Consider the following 19,269-nt stretch of genomic DNA (forward strand, 5'->3'; position numbering starts at 1 on the left):
AAAAAGGTGCTAAACTTAAAGAAGTAGCACCTTTATTAAAAGTTATTGACAGCCATTTATTTTTTATGACGTGGTTCTGATGAAACAGTTAGTTTTTTTCTTCCTTTTGCTCTTCTACTAGCAAGAACCTTTCTACCATTGGCAGTAGCCATGCGCTCTCTAAAACCATGTTTGTTTCTCCTTTTTCTTTTTGAAGGCTGATATGTTCTTTTCATTTCGAAGTTTATAAAGTAGATAACCTGAAATGGCTATCCAAATTCCGGGCGCAAATATACAAAGAGTTTTTGCTTTGACAAATGGTTTCTAAAAAATGTTTGTGTTAGTTTTGTCATTCCATAAAGCAACATAGAAAAAATGAAATCCACCAGAATAATTATCCTTTTAATTTCTTTTCTAGCGACTTTTTCGATTCAGGCGCAAAATACTTTAAAATATGACTTAAAAGAAGGTGCCCTTTTTAAAGTAAAACAGCAAGCAAAACAATTAATTACGCAACAGTTGGAAGGCACAAAACATGAAATGACAAATGATTTGACCGGGCTGTATGATTTTAAAGTTACAGGGGTTGACGATAAAGGATATGATTTAGTACTAATATTTCAGGATTTTGCACTAAAGTCCAACTCAAGCATACAAGGTGTGCTAATGGACGTAAAGGCTAAAGAATTGGTAGAGGGCGACATCATGTCAGAAATGTTTCATTCACTCATAGGGCATGAGCTTCAAATGCGTATGAACACCAATGGTTCCGTTGTTTCTGTGGAAGGCGGGGATGAACTTATTACCAAAATGATTTCATCGGCAGGTATAGAAGATGAATTCACAATGAACTTAATGAGAAAATCTTTGGAAAAAGAATTCAGTTCGGACGGATTGGCCAAGAGTTTTGAGCAAATGACCTATTTCTATCCCAATGAAGCAGTAGCAATTGGAGATAGTTGGGAGAACACCTATAGTGGCAAACTATCTGCCAACAATACTTTTAAATTAGAAAAGGTTGAAGGCAATACCACATCAATCTCAGGTACAGCAGCTGTAATTATGAACACCGAAGAATCTGGAACCACCATGTCTTTAAGTGGATCACAAGAAACCGTAATACAAACAAATACGACCAATGGGTTTATTAAAAAAGTAATGGTTTCCAGTCTTGCAGAAGGAAGCACAAAAATGGCTCAAATGGGTAATGTGGAAATACCTACGACCATTGAATCCACAACTACTTACGAATTATTAGAAAACTAACACATGTTCAATAAAAATCTAAAACTGGTCATAGCAACTTTAATAATAGGCTACGCAGTATATCAATTTATAGAGGGTTATATAGGGAACGGCATCTTTTTAATTTTGCTATCCTTAATCTTTATTTTCCTTTATTTTAGAAATGAAATCATCTTACTTGCTTTCCTAAGGATGCGAAAACAAGATATGGAAGGTACTGAAAAGTGGCTTACCAAAATCAAGAATCCTGAAGCTGCTTTAACCACCAAGCAGCAAGGCTATTACAACTATTTACACGGTATTATCTACTCGCAAAAAAACCTTACCACTGCTGAGAAGTATTTTAGAAAAGCACTGAAATTAGGACTTACCATGGATTATGATGTTGCCATGGCTAAACTAAGCCTAGCGGGAATTTCTATGCAAAAACGTAGAAAGAGAGAGGCAACCCAGTTATTACAGGAAGCTAAAAAACTGGACAAAAACAACATGCTTACTGATCAAATTAAAATGATGCATCAGCAAATGAAGAAAATTTAATTTCTTTAAGCCTCGCTTTTTTAAGTTTAACTCTATAAGAGCGGGGCCCACAACCTTCCAAAAGATTCTTGAAATCTACGAGCTATATTTCGTTCTCTCCATCTTTCCAATTCTACTTCCTCACATTCTTTTAAATCTTTGAGGAAAATCTTTGCCATTTCTTGGTTAATAGCCGAATCATATATCATTGCATTAACTTCAAAATTGATAGAGAAGCTTCTATAATCCATATTTGCAGTACCAATAGTTGAAAACATATTGTCTATCAGTATAGTTTTTGCATGTAGAAATCCTTTGGTGTACCTAAAAATACGAATCCCCGAAAGCAGACATTCTTCTATGTAAGAATCAGTTGCATATTGTGCAGCCCATGAATCAGAATCATAAGGTATTATAACACGTACATCTACACCACTACGAGCAGCTGTTGTCAACGCTGTTAAAATAGAATCGTTTGGCATAAAGTAAGGAGAAGTGATATAAATTCTCTCTTCTGCCATAGTTATCGCACAAAAAATAGCTTCCATAATATTGGCCCAATCACTATCTGGTCCACTTGCAGCAATTTGAATGGCCTTGGGTGATGATGCTCCTGGCTTATTCTTTGGAAATAATTCACGCCCAATTTCCATCTCTTTCTTAGCAGCAAAGTTCCAACTTAATAAAAATAGTGCCTGTAAGGAACCAACACCATTTCCCTTAACCCTAAGATGGGTGTCCCTCCAAAAACGTTCATTATTATAGGTGTTATCATATTTACTTTCTAGATTGATACCTCCTAAATATCCAATGTGCCCATCTATTATTACAATTTTTCTGTGATTTCTATAATTAATTTTACTAGTATGATTTGAAAATAAAACAGGCATAAATGGATAGTGCTGAACACCACACTTTGTCATTTTCCCTTTCATTCTTGAAGAAATATTACTTCCCACATCATCATAAATCAACCGAACTTTAACCCCCTTTTTAGCTTTTGAGCACAGAACATTAAGAATTTCCGTTCCTAACTCATCATCAGATAAGGCAAAATATTCCATATGTATATGGCTTTCTGCTTTATCCAAATCTGCTCTTAATCGAGCAAACTTTTCCTCTCCATTTACTAAAATTTCTAAATCATTATTAAACGTGAGTATCGCTTTCTCATTTGACTTCAAGAGTTTGTAAATTTTAAAAATTCCATCTCCATACTCATCTTGAAAGTCCTCTCGCTCTTCTTCATCGATGGAAAATTTCTTTCGCCATCCATTGATTTTAGCATTATCCAAAATATATTTCTTTTCAAAAATTTTGGATTTTCTGTAATTCTGACCAAATAAATAATAGACCAACAATCCTAAAAAAGGAAAGACGGCCAGTGCAAATAGATAAGAAAATGTTTTAACAGGATTCTTGTTCTTTAATAAGATTAAAATAGAAAAGACTACGACCAGAATGTAGTTTATTCCTAAAAGAATACTCCAAATATTCTCTTTTAGGTACGTCCACATTATTATTTAGATTCCCGGTAATACCCCTTGTTAGGGATTTCAATAACGTATTTTTTGCCTGAAGCATTGTTTAAGTGTGGTTCGCGTAACCATGGATTATGTCGCTTTAGGATTTTGTAATTAATCTCATATAAAGACGCAAAGTCTGCCCAGTCAGTAACAGGTTTATTTACCTCTACCGTAAAAGTTGGAACGGCATCATAAAAGTCTTCTTTCTCAACAGCAAAACCATATTTTTCAGGATTGGAAATGATTTCCTTTATAGCCATGATTCTAAATACATAGCGCCCTGTCTCTTGTCCAAGTAATAAATCGTAATAATCATCAACTTTCTGAATGTTCATATATTTCTGGATTCCACCCGGTCCGGCATTATAAGCCGCAGCGGTAAGTGTCCAGCTTCCAAAACGATTTTTCCATTTACTTAGGTATTCACAAGCAACCTGTGTCGACTTTTCAATATGATAACGCTCATCAACATTACTATTTACTTCAAGACCGTATTCCCTACCTGTAGCCTTCATAATTTGCCAAAAGCCCGTGGCACCAGCAGGGGAAACCACATTCTGCAAACCACTTTCCGCGACGGCCAAATATTTAAAATCATCTGGGATTCCGTTTTTAGCCAAAATTGGTTCTATAATTGGAAAATATTTATTGGCACGCTTCATTAATAATAATGCATTAGATTGCCAATAGGTATTTACCAAAAACTCACGATCAACTCGTTCTAAAATCTCAGGGTCTTCTAATGGTACTGCTTCACCAGCAAAATTTAAGTCCTCAGGAATATCAATCGCACTGATTTGATACCCATTGCCTACATTTTTATTTATCTTTTCATTATGCTCTTTTAGGATTATTTCATTTTGAGTAGGCTTATCTTGAACTGCATAAATAAGACTCGCAATTACAAATAGAAATCCAATAGCTGCCAATATATTTTTTAGGTGTCGCATGAGTAATTTTTTTATTCAATAGTACTATAATACAAAAATAGAACTGTTTTATTTTAAAATTAGTGTGGGTAAATGCTCATTAAACCATTTTGCCCTATGAATTATCATCGTATGTGTACCATTTTTAACTTTTATACAGTCTTTGATGTTAGAAATAGGAAACACTGTATCTTTTTCTCCATGAATATGTATAAGGTTTTCTGGAGGGATGTCCTGCTTCCAGTTCACAATTTGATCTACAGACCAATCAATATAATATTTGTCTCGTACAGAAAGATATTGCTCATACAAGTGCAAACGTTTTGTAACGGTTTCTCCAAATGCATATTTGGCCAATAGCTCTACATTATTAACCAAACCTGTGGGCAATAATTTGTGAACTTTGGTATATTTTGCAAAAAGCATTCTCTTGGGCAATTCCGTATGTGATTTTACACAAGAAACAGCAATTATCTTTCTAGTAGGAATATGTTTTGCCATTTCTTGAACCAGTAGCCCTCCAAAAGAGACACCAAGGAGTACTGGGTTTTGATGAGTGATTCTCTTGCACATTAATTTGGCATAATCTTCCAAGCTTATTCCTTTCTTTGGAATTGACCAATCTAATTTAAAAATAGAAAATTGCTCTTTTGGCAAGTTTATCCCATCAAAAATTGACGGATTTGCGGCCATCCCAGGCATAAGGTATACAGGTGTTAAACTATCGCTCATAATGTACAGATGGTCGATTTTGCTAGGAATTTAGTCAAATTTTGAGTACTTTTGTCATCCGTTTGCATTTTACCCCACTGTCTATGCAAGCCCTAAACATAGTTTATGAATATAAAATTACGGATTTATAACATTTCGTAATTTTTTTATCTAGCACCAATATAAAACTAAAATTTTATGACTGATATGGACATTAAGGACAACAATTTCTTACGCCAATTTGAAGCAAGGGTTGATGGGCATTTAGCAAAGATTGAATATTCTTCTCAAGAAAGAAAAGTATTCTTGACCAAACTAGTAGTACCAGAAGAAATAACCCAAGAAGGCTTTAAAGAAGCTTTTATTAAAGGTGTGCTTAACCACATACAAGAGCAAAATTTACGCGTAGTACCAACAAGTCCACATATTGCCGGTTTCCTTCGAAAAAATAGGCAATATAAAGAAATGCTTCCCGTAGGGATAAGAATCTAACAAAATTATAAACCTCTCCATTGAGAGGTTTTTTTTATGTCCTTTTCTCAACTAAACACAGTACCTTCTATACTTCAACTATATTTTTAGAAAATTCAAATCGGACCAAGCCGTCCTCATCTATGTTGGTCAGCTCCACGGAATGTAATGTGTTTACTAATTCTGGGGTCCATGGTGCTTTCACTTTTACATAATTTTCGGTGAACCCATGAATGTATCCGGATTTGTTCTCACCTTCAAACAGAACCGTTCTAGTGGTGCCCAATTGGCTTTCATAAAATGCCCTTCTTTTCTTTACGGATAGTCCTCGTAGCATCTTACTTCTTTTACTTCGTATATTTTTGGGAACTACAGCTTCCATCTCTGCCGCTAAAGTATTGTCACGTTCAGAATAGGTAAATACATGCAGATAAGAAATATCCAACTCGCTCAGAAAATGATAGGTCTCCAAAAAGTGTTCATCTGTTTCCCCAGGGAAACCAACAATAACATCTACACCAATACAGGCGTGCGGCATCACCTCTTTGATACGTTTTACCCTATCCACATATAGGTTAGACAAGTAACGCCTACGCATCAATTTTAAAATGGCATCGCTACCACTCTGCAATGGAATATGAAAATGTGGTACAAAGGAATTACTCTGTGACACAAAGTCTATGGTTTCGTTTTTTAAAAGATTGGGCTCTATGGAAGAAATTCGGAGTCTATGGATACCCTCTACCTCATCTAAGGCTTTTACCAAATCTAGAAAAGTATGTTCATGCTTTTTGTTACCGAACTCCCCTTTCCCATAATCCCCGATATTAACACCAGTTAAAACGATTTCCTTTATTCCTTTTGCAGAAATTTCAGCAGCATTCTTTAAAACATTTTGTAAAGTATCGCTCCGTGAAATACCGCGTGCCAAAGGAATTGTACAATAAGTGCATTTATAATCACACCCATCCTGTACTTTTAGAAAAGCCCTTGTCCTGTCCCCTATAGCATAACTACCCACATAAAAATCCGCCTCTTCAATTTCACAAGAATGGACTTCTCCCCTATCATTTTTGGAAAGGTCATTTAGGTAATCCGTAATCTTAAATTTTTCTGTAGCTCCCAAAACCAAATCTACGCCATCAACAGCGGCCAATTGCTCAGGTTTTAATTGCGCGTAACAACCTATGGCTGCCACAAAAGCCTCTGGATTGGCTTTTTGAGCTTGTTTTACTATGGTTTTAAAGCGCTTATCTGCATTCTCAGTTACGGAACAGGTATTAATCACATAAATATCAGCGCTTTCCGAAAAGTCCACACGGTCAAAACCCTCTCCCTCAAAACCTCTTGCAATAGTAGAAGTTTCTGAGAAATTAAGTTTACAGCCTAGGGTATAAAAAGCAACTCTCTTGTTCATGTAGTCCTCACCGTTTTAAGGAGGGCAAAGATAGAAAAAAGTTGAACGTTCTGGGTTCTGATAACTGATTCTAATACTTTCGCCAGCGCTTTGTTTCTTCAAAAACGTGATTCAGGATGTCCGCTTCGGTTTCATCAAATTCAACTCCCCGTCGCGCCATCATAACTTCAGCGGCTTCAAAAGCTCTTTTAGGCATATAGGTAGAAAATCCAGAAGCACCGCCCCAACTAAAACTTGGAATAAAGTTCCTAGGGAAACCCGGAGTATAAACATTAACATTTACGCCTATTACAGTACCTGTATTAAACATGGTATTTATGGCAGTTTTACTATGGTCGCCCATCATTAAACCACAAAACTGTAAATTGGTTTGATCAAATTTTTCCGTATCATAATTCCATAAGCGAACTTTGGCATAGTTGTTCTTAAGATTAGAGTTGTTGGAGTCCGCTCCAATATTACACCATTCTCCTAGTACAGAGTTCCCCAAATATCCATCATGTCCTTTACTGGAGTATCCAAAAATTACCGAGTTATTTACTTCACCGCACACTTTACCATATGGGCCAATGGTCGTTGGACCGTACATCTTGGCACCCATTTTAATTACGGCATTGTCACAAAGCGCCAAAGCTCCCCTGATCATATTACCCTCCATTACTAAAGAGTTTTTTCCCAAATAAATAGGTCCTTCAGAGGCATTTAAAATACTGTATTCTACTTGTGCCCCTTCTTCCAAGAATATATTTTCAGCAGCTATGAGGTGATTAGTGTTAGATATTGGAGCACTTTTTCTACCCTTGGTAATCACATTAAAATCTGACTGTAAAGCTTCTCCATTATTGGAAAAGATGTCCCAAGTGTTTTTAACTGTAATTGTATTGTTTTTAAAATTGGTCAACTTGTAAGCAGATGAATCAAATTCTGCCTTTGGCTCTTGCGTCACATAGGCCACATATTCTTCTTCTATAACTAAAGCCTCACCAGACTTTAAGTTTTTTACAGCTTTCACCAATTCTTCATTGGGTAAATAAGCAGCATTTACAACCAGGTTCTCTTTTTCTGCTTTTAGAGGAAACTTTTTGGTCAGATAATCTTCGGTTAAGTAGCTACAGTCGGTTTTTAGCCATGTATCCCATTTTTCTTTAATGGTCAAAATACCTATTCTTATTTCTGCAACTGGTCTAGTAAATGTAAAGGGAAGCAAAGCGTCCCTATAATTCCCATCTGAAAGAATTACGTTCATATTAGTTATTTAACTTGGTCGTAAAAATAAAAAAACGCCCTTGAAAGCAATCAAGGACGTTGTTATATATTTTTTATAAAGAGGTCTATTCTTCTTTTTTCTCTTTCTTATCGAACTTTTTGTATTTGTTCTTGAATTTATCAATTCTACCTGCAGTATCAATAAGTTTTGTCTTACCAGTGTAGAAAGGATGGGAAGTTCTAGAAATTTCCAATTTAATCAATGGATATTCTACACCATCTACGGTGATGCTCTCTTTTGCTTCAGCAGTTGACTTAGTTATAAACACATCGTCATTAGACATGTCTTTAAAAGCAACTAATCTATAATTTTCTGGGTGTATGCCTGTTTTCATCTTAACTAAAATTTACGCGCCCATTCCGACAGGCACTTATTTTAAGGCTGCAAATTTAATGATTTCTCCCAATACTGCAACCACAAATTACCAAAAAAGAAAAAATTGTACTTTTAATTGTAACAAAATTTAAAAATGAATCACTAACTACAAGTAATAACCAACAAAATTTAAAAAAATGGAAGAAAACAAACTTAAAACAAGAAAACATGCATTGCAATTTGGGCTAATCGCAGGACTTGTCGGCATAGTTTTTGGTGTAATGCTATTCACAATGGACATGCACTATGAACGAAGTTTTGCAATTCAAGCAGTACAGTTCGGAATACTAGCAGTATTCGTAGTAATTGCAATTATCCAATTTAAAAAAGCCAATGGAGGTTTTCTAAAATTAGGACAAGCCGTTAAACTTGGGGCTGGTGTAGGTCTAATAGCCGCTATAATCGGTACAATCTATTTTCTTGTCTTATCAAACGTTATAGAACCTGATTACATGGAGAAGGCAACTGAAATTGCCCGTGTAGATGCTTTTGAGAAAAATCCAAAACTCACTCAAGAACAATGGGATCAAGGCGTGGAATTCCAGGAAAAGTTATTCCCAGTTTTCCTTGCCGTAGGTATAATTATTAGTGCTATTTTTGGTTTAATTGTAGGATTAATCACTGGATTGATTACCAAAAAGGAACAACCTGCATACTAAACAAAAAATGCTATTTTTGAAGGGAATTCCAGAAATCAACAATGCAATTATCCATTGTAATCCCTTTACTTAACGAAAAAGAATCACTCATAGAACTACATGATTGGATTGCTCAAGTGATGCAATCCAATCATTTTTTATATGAAATCCTATTCATAGATGATGGGAGCACTGATGGGTCTTGGGGAACCATCGAGGAACTTTCCAAAAAGCACCCTTCGGTAAAAGGTATCCGTTTTTTAAGGAACTATGGAAAGTCCCAGGCATTACATGCTGGCTTTAGGGAAGCACAAGGCGAAGTGGTCATTACCATGGATGCGGATTTACAAGACAATCCTGAAGAAATTCCAGAGTTATTCAATCTTATCAAAAATGAGCAGTTTGATTTAGTTTCCGGCTGGAAAAAGAAGCGCTACGATTCCGTGCTATCAAAAAACCTTCCTTCAAAACTATTCAACTGGGCAGCTAGAAAAACATCTGGACTAAAACTGCATGACTTCAATTGCGGCTTAAAGGCCTACCATAAAAATGTGGTAAAACACATAGAAGTATCTGGGGATATGCATCGTTATATTCCAGTATTGGCAAAGAATGCAGGTTTTTCAAATATTGGGGAAAAAGTAGTGCAGCATCAGGCACGCAAATACGGAACCACTAAATTTGGCGCAGAACGCTTTATCAATGGGTTTTTAGATTTAGTAACTATTTGGTTTGTTTCCAAATTTGGTCGCCAACCCATGCATCTTTTTGGAGCTTTAGGTGTATTAATGTTCATTGTAGGTTTTGGATTTTCTATTTATTTAGGGATTGATAAACTCTTTATCCATAAAACAGGTAGGTTGATTACCGATAGGCCCCAATTTTATATTGCGCTTACCTCTATGGTCATTGGAACGCAGTTCTTTTTAGCAGGATTTTTGGGGGAAATCTTAGTGCGTTCCAAGAAAAATGAAAATACGTATTCAATTTCTGAAAAAATCAACCTCTAAAAAGCAGAAAAGCAACAATCTTTGTATTTTTAAGAAACACCTAATATAAATCACTTAAAATGAATGTCACCGCTACCGCTAAATCTTGGCTAACTGATTTCTTTGACCAAGAAACCAAAAAAGAAGTCCAAGATTTAATACAAAACAATACCCAAGAGCTTGAAGAGCGCTTTTATAAAAATTTGGAATTTGGTACTGGTGGTATGCGAGGTGTTATGGGTGTTGGTACCAATAGAATCAATAAATATACTTTAGGCAAAAGCACGCAGGGACTTAGTAATTACCTAAAAAAGTCATATCCAAACGAAAAAGTTAAAGTGGTTATCGCATATGATTGCCGTCATAACAGCGATACACTTTCACAAGTAGTTGCAGAAGTCCTTTCCGCAAACGAAATCAAAGTTTATCGCTTTTCTGCGCTGAGAACTACTCCAGAACTTTCTTTCGCGGTGCGTTATTTAAATTGCCATGCCGGTATTGTACTGACTGCATCACATAATCCACCTGAATATAATGGTTATAAGGTGTATTGGACTGATGGAGGTCAAATTGTCCCTCCTGAAGATGGTGAAATTATTGCGGAAATTGATTCACTTTCTTTTGAAGATATAAAGTTTGATGCCAATCATAATTTAATTGAATCCATTGATACTGAAGTGGACGAAGCTTTCTTTAACGAATCTGTTAAAAATGGCAACTTTAATGCAGCTGGTAAGGACAATTTTAAAATCGTTTTCACTTCTATCCATGGAACATCAATCACGGCCATACCTGAAGTTTTAAAACGTGCTGGTTACAATAATGTTACAGTAATTGAAGAACAAGCGGAACCCGATGGTAATTTTCCAACGGTAAAGTCACCAAATCCTGAAGAACCGGAAGCTTTAGCAATGGCAATTGCAAAAGCAGAAGAAATTGGAGCGGACATGGTCGTAGGTACAGACCCCGATAGTGATCGTTTGGGAATAGCAGTCAGAAATTTAGAGGGTGAAATGGAACTCCTTAATGGAAATCAAACCATGGTATTGATGACCAAGTTCTTATTGGACCAATACAAAGCAAAAGGTTTTAACGGGAACGAATTTATTGCCACGACCATAGTTTCAACTCCCATGATGGAACAAATGGCAAAAGCTTATGGCGTTGAGTTTAAAACAGCTTTAACGGGATTCAAATGGATTGGTAAGATGATAAAAGATTTCCCAGACTCTAATTTTCTTGGCGGCGGTGAAGAAAGTTTTGGATATATGGTCGGTGACTTTGTTCGTGATAAAGATGCCGTAACCTCTACCCTACTGGCATGTGAAATAGCTGCCCAAGCAAAAGCAAATGGAAGTTCTTTTTATAAGGATTTGATTGATGCTTATGTAGAATTTGGTTTTTACAAAGAGAAATTGATTTCCATTACCAAAAAAGGGATGAGTGGTGCTGAAGAAATCAAACAAATGCTCAAGGATTTTAAGGAAAACCCTGTAGATTCTGTTCAAGGCTCAAAAGTGCTGTGGATAGAAGATTACAATACTTCTGTTGCCAAAAACGTACAAACTGGAGAAGAAAAAGCAATTGATTTGCCAAAATCCAATGTTTTAATCTATGAAACTGAAGACGGTACTCGAATTGCAGCAAGACCTAGTGGAACAGAGCCAAAAGTGAAATTCTACATGAGTACTAACACAACTTTAACCAAAGCCGAGGATTTTAAATCCGTAAATTCGCAGTTGGATTCCAAACTTGACGGAATTGTAGCTGAATTGAATTTATAGTTAATGAACAACTACTTTAAAAAGATTTTACGGTTTGCGATACCCTATCGCAAATACGGATTTCTGAATATATTTTTCAATATTCTTTATGCTTTGTTTAGCGCGCTATCTTTTGCGGCATTGATACCAATGCTAGATGTACTTTTTAAACCAGAAGAGAAAGTTTACAAAGCTCCTGTTTACGAAGGTTTTGGAGGACTAAAGGATTACTTGCAAGAATACATCAATTACAGAGTTACTGCATACTCTGGAGATGATGACATGAAAGGGCTCGTTCTTGTAGTAGGACTGGTTTTGGTTTTGTTCCTCTTCAAAAACGTTTTCAACTATCTAGCAATGTTTTTCATCACTTTTCTTAGGAACGGGGTGCTAAAAGATATTCGCAATAATATGTACAAGAAAATTGTGGATTTACCTATTTCATTCTTTTCTGAAAAACGTAAAGGAGATGTGATTGCCAGAATCACTTCTGATGTTTTGGAAATTCAACATTCATTTCTATCAGTCCTAGAACTTATTGTTAGAGAGCCACTTACCATACTTTTTACCATTCTTATTATGTTTGGAATCAGTACCAAACTTACCATTTTTGTTTTCGTATTCATCCCTATTGCTGGTATGATTATTTCAAGAATTGGCAAATCATTAAAGAAGAAGTCGGACAGAGTTCAAAAAGAACAAGGGGAATTTTTATCCATTGTAGAAGAAACTTTAGGAGGTCTTCGGGTAGTCAAGGCTTTTAATTCCGAATCCCGTTTTTATCAGACATTTAAAAATTCTACCAATCGCTTCTTTAGGTTTTCCAATAGCTTGTTAAACCGTCAAAATTTGGCATCACCAACAGGAGAGTTTCTGGGGATTCTTGTGATTGGGGTTTTACTTTGGTTTGGTGGAAAAATGGTTTTGGTTGATAAAACATTGGATGCTTCTTCGTTTATAGCCTACATGGGCCTTGCATACAATATTCTAACTCCTGCCAAAGCCATTAGTAAAGCATCGTACGGGGTTAAAAAAGGAAACGCAGCTGCTGAAAGAGTCCTTGAAATTTTAGAGACCGAAAATCCAATTAAAGACATTCCTTCAGCCATTGAAAAAACTGAGTTTGAGCAAGCATTAATCCTAAAAAATGTAAGTTTTAAGTATGAAGACGATTATATACTTCAAGATTTTAGTTTAAATGTCAAAAAAGGGCATACTGTGGCACTTGTAGGTCAGTCTGGAAGTGGGAAAAGCACCATTGCCAATCTAGTCACTCGTTTTTATGATGTAAATGAAGGTGATATACTCATCGATGGAACTAACATCAAAAACATTAAAAAGAAATCTCTCAGAGGTCTTATGGGTCTAGTTACTCAAGATTCCATCCTATTTAATGATTCCGTTAAAAAGAATATTGGTTTAGGCAAAGAGAGTGCTAGTGATGAAGAAATTATTGAGGCTGCTAAAATTGCCAATGCACATGATTTTATTATGGAACTACCTGAGGGGTATGACACCAATATTGGTGACAGCGGAAATAAGCTGAGCGGCGGTCAAAAACAGCGTCTATCCATTGCTAGAGCAGTATTAAAAAATCCTCCCATCATGATTTTGGACGAGGCGACATCAGCTTTGGACACAGAAAGTGAACGTTTGGTACAAGATGCGTTAGAAAAAATGATGCGGAACAGAACTTCTTTGGTCATCGCACATAGACTTTCCACTATACAAAACGCGGATTCCATTGTAGTCTTAAATAAAGGTGAAATTACAGAGCAAGGCACTCATAATGAACTTATGAAGGCGGCCAAAGGCTATAAAAAGCTGGTAGAGATGCAGAATCTTGGTTAGTTAGTGGTTAGTAAAATACTTTTGCATCCAGCATCCAGCATCCAGCATCCAGCATCCAGCATCCAGCATCCAGCATCCAGCATCTAGCATCTAGCATCTAGCATCTAGCATCTAGCATCTAGCATCTAATAAACTAAACCTTTTCTTATTTTAGTAGTCATACTACAAAATAAAGCTGCTTTTTTTGATTGCTGAAGAGACCCTAGTTAGCGAATTAAAGGATTCAAAGACCCAGGCTAAAGCCTTTGAGGTGTTGGTGAATACCTATAAAGAACGTTTATATTGGCATATACGTAGAATTGTATTAAACCATGATGACGCAGATGATGTTTTACAAAATACTTTTATAAAGGTTTATAGAAGTATCAATGGTTTTAAAGGCGAGAGCAAGCTCTATTCATGGATGTATCGTATTGCAACTAACGAGTCATTGACCTTCTTAAAGCAAAAATCCAGAAAGCTTGGTATAAACAACGAACAACTGCAGGAGCAATTAGTAGAAAAATTAGAAGCGGATGTTTATTTTGAAGGCGAAGAAATCCAACTAAAATTACAAAAAGCTTTAGCAACCTTACCAGAGAAACAGAAATTGGTATTTAATATGAAATATTACCAAGAAATGAAATATGAAGAGATTTCTGAAGTATTGGAAACTTCAGTAGGAGGTTTAAAGGCATCCTATCATTTAGCAGTAAAGAAAATTGAAACGTATCTTAGAGCAGATTAAACCTTTGAATAAATTAACAGTCAAAGTATTGTAATGAAAAAGAACCACAAAAATCCACATAAAACCCCTGAAGGCTATTTTGAAAGCTTTAATGAAAGATTAATGGACAAAATTGCTAAAGAAGAATCCATTATTCCTAAAAGCGATGGTTTTTCGGTTCCTGATACTTATTTTGAGACTTTTAACGAAAGGGTTGCTCATAAAGTTGAACCTAAAGTGGTTCAGTTGTATAGTTATAGAAAATATTACTACGCAGCGGCTTCAGTTGCTGCCATAGCATTGTTGGCGTTTTTCTTTAATCAGAGTACTCAACCAGAATTTGGTTTCGATGATTTGGCCACTACTGAAATAGATGCCTATTTTGAAAACAACGAAATGGGATTAACATCTTATGAATTAGCCGAAGTAGTAAATATTGAAAATGTAGCTATTTTAGATATTACAGAAACCGAAAATGATATTGAGAAAGAAATGATTTTAGAGTATTTGGATGAAAATGTGGATGAATTGGAAGACTTAAACTTAGATTATGAAGAATTTGAATAAACTTTTACCTCTACTCTTATTTGCCTTTATGACCAGTAGCATAATAGCACAAGGTCCGGTTCGTAATCGCATTAAAACATTAAAGGTTGCTTATATAACTGAGCAATTGGGTTTAACCAGTAGTGAAGCGCAAAATTTCTGGCCTGTTTATAATGCCCACCATAAAAGCTTGGAAGCATTGAGAAGAAGAGAACGCGCAGAGTTTGAAGGAATCCAAACAGATATGTCAGTTGTTTCAGATAAAGATGCAGATAAACTGGTGTCAGAATATCTTTCAATACAAACTGAAAAACATAAAATAGAGCAAGAATTTATAGGTGATTTGCAAAACGTCATATCCTCAAAAAAAATAATCCTGTTGTTTAGAGCGGAGAATAACTTTAAAAAACGCTTGTTACAGCAATACCGAAATAAAAAAGGTCAACGGTAATAATATAAATCGATGAACAACATCAAAAAGGAGCCAATTGGCTCCTTTTTTAATTAAACCATCTTTTAAAACCAGAGTCATAACTATAGAAATCCATAAAAATCTACATTATGAAAAATCTTAAAATTACACTGGTGGTAATGGCGTTGTTTGGAGCAATGATAGCAGTGAATGCCCAAACAACAGTTGTTCGAGTTTATCCAAAACATGGAAAGGTAGTTACTACTGTTAAAAAACCTAGGGTAGTTGTACATAAAAAAACCAATTTTTATTTCGCCGATGGTATTTGGTATAAAGCAAGAGGTAGAAAATACGTTGTTTGTGCCGCTCCTGTTGGGGTTAAGGTAAGGAGATTGCCCAGAGGCAATAAAGTAGTTGTTGTAAATGGCAGAAAACTATATAAGTATAGAGGTGTTTGGTATAAAAAATCTGGAAGAAATTTCGTTGTAGTGAACGTTTAGTTTTGGATTGGATATTGTTAGTTAGTTTAAGGAGCGGTTTTCATCGCTCCTTTTTAATTAAATGTCAACCTTGCAATGCGATATTTTCCAGCAGCATAGGCAATACTATCGTTCAAAAACCGAATTGTATAAAACCCTTCTTCACTGAGTTGCTTCCATGAGGCACCTCCATCATTGGAATAGTCAATCCCTGTAAAACCTATGGAAATTAAATCCTTACCTCCAGAATTGGGAACAAACTGCACGCAACTTTTATAACCAGGTGCTTCTCCATCTGCTATAAGTTGCCAGGTTTTTCCGCCATCCTTTGTTATAATTTTATTGGAACTATTACCTTCTGGTTCATCAAAGGAACCACCTATTCCATACCCCAAATCTTTATCAAAAAAATCAATTGAATAAATTCCTTGGTATAAATATTCATGAGTATTAATAGGTGTTATTATTGCCTCCCAAGTCTTTCCTTTATCACTTGAAAATAAAAGAGGTTGCCTTGATGTCATAACCCATGTGTTATCACCCAATATTTCAATATTGGTGTTACTGGCGGCAAAAGCACCAACGCCATTAAAAGAATTTACATCATCATGAGAATCATTATTATTTATGGAGATAGGACTTAAATCAGGTAAAACATTACACGGAAGTTTAGTCCAATTATGACCGCCATCTCTGGTAATGATGATTGAAAGACAGCCATCTTCTCCATCACCTATAGCAATCCCTTCCTTATCATTCCAAAATTTCATGGCATCATAAAATACCCCCTCACCTTCTTCTATATACACTAAATCCATCTTACCATTATCGCCTGTTTTATAAAGTAGTGCTGGATTTGCAACCGAAAGCATAAAAAAGTCAGTGGAAGTATGAGCCACAGCTCTAAACTCTGGAATACTCGTGTGGTATTTCATATTATTAGCTCGGGCTTTTCCAGAATTAGCTTCAACCGTACCATAAATACCTTTGCTACCAGCAAATGCCAATGTATTGGAGTCTAAAAATTCTATGGCACGGATGCTTACGGAATCTTCAAAAATGGTAGTAATGGTTACTGAAGTATAGTTATGGGATTCAGGATTGGATTGACAACTGATTAAAATACAGCCAAAAAGCAGAAAAAAGAAGTATGGTTTCATAACCCCAAAAATAAGGAACAAACCCTACCTTTGCACCCTTATTTAAAAACCATGCGTTTACACAGAAATTTGGTATTTGCTGTTATTGATGCCCTTGGCATGATTTTCAATGAAAATGAATATGCCGATAAAGTCATTGAAAAAGTACTGCGTTATGATAAACGTTGGGGATCTCGTGATCGTGGCTTTATTGCGGAAACTACCTATGATATTGTCCGTTGGAAACGTTTGTATGCCGAAATTGCCGAAGTAAATGCTCCTTATTCACGTCAAAACCTATTTCGATTATTTACTGTTTGGTGTGTGTTGCGCGGAATACAATTACCAGATTGGAAACAGCTGGAAGAAACTCCAGTGAGGCGTATTAAAGGTAGGTTTGATGAACTTTCTAAAATCCGAAAGTTTAGGGAATCAATACCCGATTGGATGGATGAGCGTGGTGAAAAGGCACTAGGAAAAGATTTGTGGACAAAAGAAATTGCCGCATTAAATGCACAAGCAGAGGTGATATTAAGGACAAACACCCTAAAAACCACAAAACAAGAGCTTCGAAAGTTATTAAAGGCTGAAGAAATAGAAACTGAAACCATTTCTGGAGTAAAAGATGCTCTAAAGTTGATAGAACGCAAAAATGTATTTGTAACTCAAGCTTTCAAAAATGGACTTTTTGAAGTACAGGATGCTTCCTCACAATTGGTAGCTCCATTTTTAGAGGTAGCTCCAGGGCAACGTGTAGTAGATGCCTGTGCTGGTGCTGGTGGAAAAACCTTGCATTTGGCCTCTTTAATGGAGAATAAAGGGCAGCTAATAGCTATGGATATTTATGAAAGTAAGCTCAAGAAACTAAAAGTACGTACCCGTAGAAATGGTGTTCATAATGTAGAAGGTCGTGCAATTGATTCAACCAAAGTAATTAAGAAATTACACAATTCTGCAGACCGGGTTTTATTGGATGCCCCATGTTCTGGTTTGGGTGTTATTCGTCGCAACCCAGACTCTAAGTGGAAGTTACAGCCCGAGTTTATTGAAAAGATAAAAGGCGTACAGCACGATATTCTTCGTAGTTATTCCAAAATGGTAAAACCAGGAGGCAAAATGGTCTATGCCACCTGTTCCATATTACCTGAAGAGAATTCCGATCAAGTACAATCTTTTTTAGATTCTGAAGAAGGTAAAACCTTTAATTTCGAAAAAGAACAAAATATTTATGCCTCAGAACATGGTTTTGATGGATTCTACATGGCTCTTTTACATAAAACAAAGAGTTAAAACAACATTAAACATATTGTAGTCTTTTTCTTACATATATTTTTTGGCGTTTCACAACATAAATTTAGAATTAACTATAAACTCCCATACATTTACAGTGTTGTTAGTTTCAGTATGATTCCCAAATCCATACTAACCTACTGGAGACAAAGCAACAACCCAAATTTTTAAAACCTACTTTATCAAAAAAGCGCCCAAATGGGCGCTTTTTTGGTTAATTCAATTTATACATTAGACTAAGGTTTTTGAAACTTATCTATTTTGTACCTTTCGAAGAACTCCTATCCAAGGTAAATTTCATTGGAATGATTAAAAGAACTACACTAACCCTTTGTGTTTTGCTTGTATTATCATCAAGCATGCTTTTTGCACAGGAAAGTAAGTATACCTTTAAAAAGGGAGATTATAGCGGGATTGGAAAATGGTATTTTGATAGGGAAATTGCCCACGTTATGGGTTATCAAGGTATGGATTGGTTGGAGCGAGATGAACGTGAAGCTGAAGAAAATACTACTACCCTATTAGAAAACATGAACATCGCCAAGACTGATGACATTGCAGATATTGGCGCTGGTTCTGGTTACCATGTATTTAAAATGGCAAAGATGGCCACTGAAGGGACTATTTATGCGGTGGATATTCAAGATGAAATGCTAGTTGCAATGATGGATAAAAAAGAAGCTGGCAAATTTGATAATGTAGAACTGGTTAAAGGTGGTGAAAAAAGCGTAAATCTTAAACCTAATTCAGTAGATAAAGTACTGATTGTTGATGTTTATCACGAAATGAGCTTTCCTTATGAAATGATGGCTTCACTAAAAAAGGCTTTACGCTCCAATGGCAAACTATATTTAATAGAATACCGAGGCGAAGATCCTAAAGTGCCAATCAAAAGATTACACAAAATGACCGAAGCGCATGCTATAAAAGAACTTAAAGCTGTAGGTTTTAAATTAAAGGAGAACATATCCAATCTACCGTGGCAGCACTGTATGGTATTTGTAAAGTCTGAATAGG

General features: G+C 35.8%; 21 protein-coding genes. 13 read left to right on the forward strand and 8 right to left on the reverse strand.

The genetic code is table 11. The features are described 5' to 3' along the window. Positions 1 to 56: 56 nt before the first annotated feature. Positions 57 to 215, reverse strand: coding sequence for a 50S ribosomal protein L34 (gene rpmH / locus AACP56_RS02645; RefSeq protein WP_339333718.1), 159 nt, complete (start codon positions 213 to 215; stop codon positions 57 to 59). A 139-nt stretch (positions 216 to 354) separates the two neighbouring features. On the opposite strand from rpmH, the gene AACP56_RS02650 reads away from it, so the two are divergent. Together AACP56_RS02650 and AACP56_RS02655 are read left to right on the forward strand one after the other, a co-directional pair. Continuing rightward, on the forward strand, positions 355 to 1,245 hold the full coding sequence (locus tag AACP56_RS02650) for a DUF6263 family protein (RefSeq protein WP_339333716.1): 891 nt from the start codon (positions 355 to 357) through the stop codon (positions 1,243 to 1,245). 3 nt (positions 1,246 to 1,248) lie between these two features. Continuing rightward, positions 1,249 to 1,764, forward strand: coding sequence for a DUF2892 domain-containing protein (locus AACP56_RS02655; protein ID WP_339333714.1), 516 nt, complete (start codon positions 1,249 to 1,251; stop codon positions 1,762 to 1,764). Between the two features lie 32 nt (positions 1,765 to 1,796). Here the strand turns inward: AACP56_RS02655 and cls are convergent, their stop codons facing one another. The 3 genes from cls to AACP56_RS02670 are packed head-to-tail and all read right to left on the reverse strand — an operon-like array spanning position 1,797 to position 4,930. Further along, positions 1,797 to 3,260, reverse strand: coding sequence for a cardiolipin synthase (cls, locus tag AACP56_RS02660; protein WP_339333712.1), 1,464 nt, complete (start codon positions 3,258 to 3,260; stop codon positions 1,797 to 1,799). A gap of 2 nt (positions 3,261 to 3,262) precedes the next feature. Further along, complete coding sequence (locus AACP56_RS02665; RefSeq protein WP_339333710.1) at positions 3,263 to 4,219, reverse strand: lytic transglycosylase domain-containing protein; 957 nt, start codon at positions 4,217 to 4,219, stop codon at positions 3,263 to 3,265. Positions 4,220 to 4,267: 48 nt separating this feature from the next. Beyond that, on the reverse strand, positions 4,268 to 4,930 hold the full coding sequence (locus tag AACP56_RS02670) for an alpha/beta hydrolase (protein ID WP_339333708.1): 663 nt from the start codon (positions 4,928 to 4,930) through the stop codon (positions 4,268 to 4,270). Positions 4,931 to 5,107: 177 nt separating this feature from the next. Here AACP56_RS02670 and AACP56_RS02675 point away from each other — a divergent pair, with 177 nt between their 5' ends. Further along, the gene (locus AACP56_RS02675) at positions 5,108 to 5,401 is read left to right on the forward strand and encodes a GNAT family N-acetyltransferase (protein ID WP_339333705.1); all 294 of its coding nucleotides are present in this window, start codon (positions 5,108 to 5,110) and stop codon (positions 5,399 to 5,401) included. Between the two features lie 67 nt (positions 5,402 to 5,468). Here AACP56_RS02675 and mtaB read toward each other — a convergent pair whose 3' ends face one another. The 3 genes from mtaB to AACP56_RS02690 form a co-directional block, all read right to left on the reverse strand. Then, on the reverse strand, positions 5,469 to 6,797 hold the full coding sequence (gene mtaB / locus AACP56_RS02680) for a tRNA (N(6)-L-threonylcarbamoyladenosine(37)-C(2))-methylthiotransferase MtaB (RefSeq protein WP_339333703.1): 1,329 nt from the start codon (positions 6,795 to 6,797) through the stop codon (positions 5,469 to 5,471). A gap of 70 nt (positions 6,798 to 6,867) precedes the next feature. Then, on the reverse strand, positions 6,868 to 8,043 hold the full coding sequence (locus tag AACP56_RS02685) for a GlmU family protein (RefSeq protein ID WP_339333701.1): 1,176 nt from the start codon (positions 8,041 to 8,043) through the stop codon (positions 6,868 to 6,870). An 85-nt stretch (positions 8,044 to 8,128) separates the two neighbouring features. Further along, on the reverse strand, positions 8,129 to 8,398 hold the full coding sequence (locus AACP56_RS02690) for a type B 50S ribosomal protein L31 (protein ID WP_339333699.1): 270 nt from the start codon (positions 8,396 to 8,398) through the stop codon (positions 8,129 to 8,131). A 178-nt stretch (positions 8,399 to 8,576) separates the two neighbouring features. On the opposite strand from AACP56_RS02690, the gene AACP56_RS02695 reads away from it, so the two are divergent. The 8 genes from AACP56_RS02695 (at position 8,577) to AACP56_RS02730 (ending at position 15,844) form a co-directional block, all read left to right on the forward strand. After that, on the forward strand, positions 8,577 to 9,098 hold the full coding sequence (locus tag AACP56_RS02695) for a DUF4199 domain-containing protein (RefSeq protein ID WP_339333697.1): 522 nt from the start codon (positions 8,577 to 8,579) through the stop codon (positions 9,096 to 9,098). A 41-nt stretch (positions 9,099 to 9,139) separates the two neighbouring features. Next, on the forward strand, positions 9,140 to 10,087 hold the full coding sequence (locus AACP56_RS02700) for a glycosyltransferase family 2 protein (protein ID WP_339333695.1): 948 nt from the start codon (positions 9,140 to 9,142) through the stop codon (positions 10,085 to 10,087). A 59-nt stretch (positions 10,088 to 10,146) separates the two neighbouring features. Further along, a complete protein-coding gene (locus AACP56_RS02705; RefSeq protein ID WP_339333693.1) occupies positions 10,147 to 11,850 on the forward strand; it encodes a phospho-sugar mutase in 1,704 nt (567 codons plus the stop codon). Positions 11,851 to 11,853: 3 nt separating this feature from the next. Then, complete coding sequence (locus AACP56_RS02710; protein WP_339333691.1) at positions 11,854 to 13,680, forward strand: ABC transporter ATP-binding protein; 1,827 nt, start codon at positions 11,854 to 11,856, stop codon at positions 13,678 to 13,680. A gap of 184 nt (positions 13,681 to 13,864) precedes the next feature. Further along, complete coding sequence (locus tag AACP56_RS02715; protein ID WP_339333689.1) at positions 13,865 to 14,407, forward strand: RNA polymerase sigma factor; 543 nt, start codon at positions 13,865 to 13,867, stop codon at positions 14,405 to 14,407. 33 nt (positions 14,408 to 14,440) lie between these two features. After that, on the forward strand, positions 14,441 to 14,953 hold the full coding sequence (locus tag AACP56_RS02720) for a hypothetical protein (RefSeq protein ID WP_339333687.1): 513 nt from the start codon (positions 14,441 to 14,443) through the stop codon (positions 14,951 to 14,953). After that, entirely contained in the window at positions 14,937 to 15,383 is a 447-nt protein-coding gene (locus tag AACP56_RS02725) for a hypothetical protein (protein WP_339333685.1), read from the forward strand. The genes AACP56_RS02720 and AACP56_RS02725 overlap by 17 nt, the downstream gene beginning before the upstream one ends. A gap of 110 nt (positions 15,384 to 15,493) precedes the next feature. Then, a complete protein-coding gene (locus AACP56_RS02730) occupies positions 15,494 to 15,844 on the forward strand; it encodes a DUF6515 family protein (RefSeq protein ID WP_339333683.1) in 351 nt (116 codons plus the stop codon). Between the two features lie 53 nt (positions 15,845 to 15,897). On the opposite strand, the gene AACP56_RS02735 is transcribed toward AACP56_RS02730, so the two are convergent. Beyond that, the gene (locus AACP56_RS02735; protein ID WP_339333681.1) at positions 15,898 to 16,983 is read right to left on the reverse strand and encodes a WD40/YVTN/BNR-like repeat-containing protein; all 1,086 of its coding nucleotides are present in this window, start codon (positions 16,981 to 16,983) and stop codon (positions 15,898 to 15,900) included. Positions 16,984 to 17,034: 51 nt separating this feature from the next. On the opposite strand from AACP56_RS02735, the gene AACP56_RS02740 reads away from it, so the two are divergent. Together AACP56_RS02740 and AACP56_RS02745 are read left to right on the forward strand one after the other, a co-directional pair. Then, positions 17,035 to 18,252 carry an RsmB/NOP family class I SAM-dependent RNA methyltransferase gene (locus AACP56_RS02740; protein ID WP_339333679.1) on the forward strand — a complete coding sequence of 406 codons (1,218 nt, stop codon included), beginning with the start codon at positions 17,035 to 17,037 and terminating at the stop codon, positions 18,250 to 18,252. Positions 18,253 to 18,557: 305 nt separating this feature from the next. Then, on the forward strand, positions 18,558 to 19,268 hold the full coding sequence (locus tag AACP56_RS02745; RefSeq protein WP_339333677.1) for a class I SAM-dependent methyltransferase: 711 nt from the start codon (positions 18,558 to 18,560) through the stop codon (positions 19,266 to 19,268). Position 19,269: the final 1 nt, after the last annotated feature.

The organism is Croceitalea sp. MTPC6, assembly GCF_036985525.1.
Lineage (GTDB): Bacteria > Bacteroidota > Bacteroidia > Flavobacteriales > Flavobacteriaceae > Croceitalea.

Coding starts and splice junctions, on each gene's coding strand:
- mtaB (WP_339333703.1), bottom strand. CDS start 6,797: ATGAACAAGAGAGTTGCTTTTTATACCCTAGGCTGTAAACTTAATTTC.
- AACP56_RS02700 (WP_339333695.1), top strand. CDS start 9,140: ATGCAATTATCCATTGTAATCCCTTTACTTAACGAAAAAGAATCACTC.
- AACP56_RS02720 (WP_339333687.1), top strand. CDS start 14,441: ATGAAAAAGAACCACAAAAATCCACATAAAACCCCTGAAGGCTATTTT.
- AACP56_RS02685 (WP_339333701.1), bottom strand. CDS start 8,043: ATGAACGTAATTCTTTCAGATGGGAATTATAGGGACGCTTTGCTTCCC.
- AACP56_RS02675 (WP_339333705.1), top strand. CDS start 5,108: ATGACTGATATGGACATTAAGGACAACAATTTCTTACGCCAATTTGAA.
- AACP56_RS02730 (WP_339333683.1), top strand. CDS start 15,494: ATGAAAAATCTTAAAATTACACTGGTGGTAATGGCGTTGTTTGGAGCA.
- AACP56_RS02665 (WP_339333710.1), bottom strand. CDS start 4,219: ATGCGACACCTAAAAAATATATTGGCAGCTATTGGATTTCTATTTGTA.
- AACP56_RS02735 (WP_339333681.1), bottom strand. CDS start 16,983: ATGAAACCATACTTCTTTTTTCTGCTTTTTGGCTGTATTTTAATCAGT.
- AACP56_RS02650 (WP_339333716.1), top strand. CDS start 355: ATGAAATCCACCAGAATAATTATCCTTTTAATTTCTTTTCTAGCGACT.
- AACP56_RS02705 (WP_339333693.1), top strand. CDS start 10,147: ATGAATGTCACCGCTACCGCTAAATCTTGGCTAACTGATTTCTTTGAC.
- AACP56_RS02670 (WP_339333708.1), bottom strand. CDS start 4,930: ATGAGCGATAGTTTAACACCTGTATACCTTATGCCTGGGATGGCCGCA.
- AACP56_RS02655 (WP_339333714.1), top strand. CDS start 1,249: ATGTTCAATAAAAATCTAAAACTGGTCATAGCAACTTTAATAATAGGC.
- AACP56_RS02740 (WP_339333679.1), top strand. CDS start 17,035: ATGCGTTTACACAGAAATTTGGTATTTGCTGTTATTGATGCCCTTGGC.
- cls (WP_339333712.1), bottom strand. CDS start 3,260: ATGTGGACGTACCTAAAAGAGAATATTTGGAGTATTCTTTTAGGAATA.
- AACP56_RS02745 (WP_339333677.1), top strand. CDS start 18,558: ATGATTAAAAGAACTACACTAACCCTTTGTGTTTTGCTTGTATTATCA.
- AACP56_RS02690 (WP_339333699.1), bottom strand. CDS start 8,398: ATGAAAACAGGCATACACCCAGAAAATTATAGATTAGTTGCTTTTAAA.
- AACP56_RS02710 (WP_339333691.1), top strand. CDS start 11,854: ATGAACAACTACTTTAAAAAGATTTTACGGTTTGCGATACCCTATCGC.
- AACP56_RS02725 (WP_339333685.1), top strand. CDS start 14,937: ATGAAGAATTTGAATAAACTTTTACCTCTACTCTTATTTGCCTTTATG.
- rpmH (WP_339333718.1), bottom strand. CDS start 215: ATGAAAAGAACATATCAGCCTTCAAAAAGAAAAAGGAGAAACAAACAT.
- AACP56_RS02695 (WP_339333697.1), top strand. CDS start 8,577: ATGGAAGAAAACAAACTTAAAACAAGAAAACATGCATTGCAATTTGGG.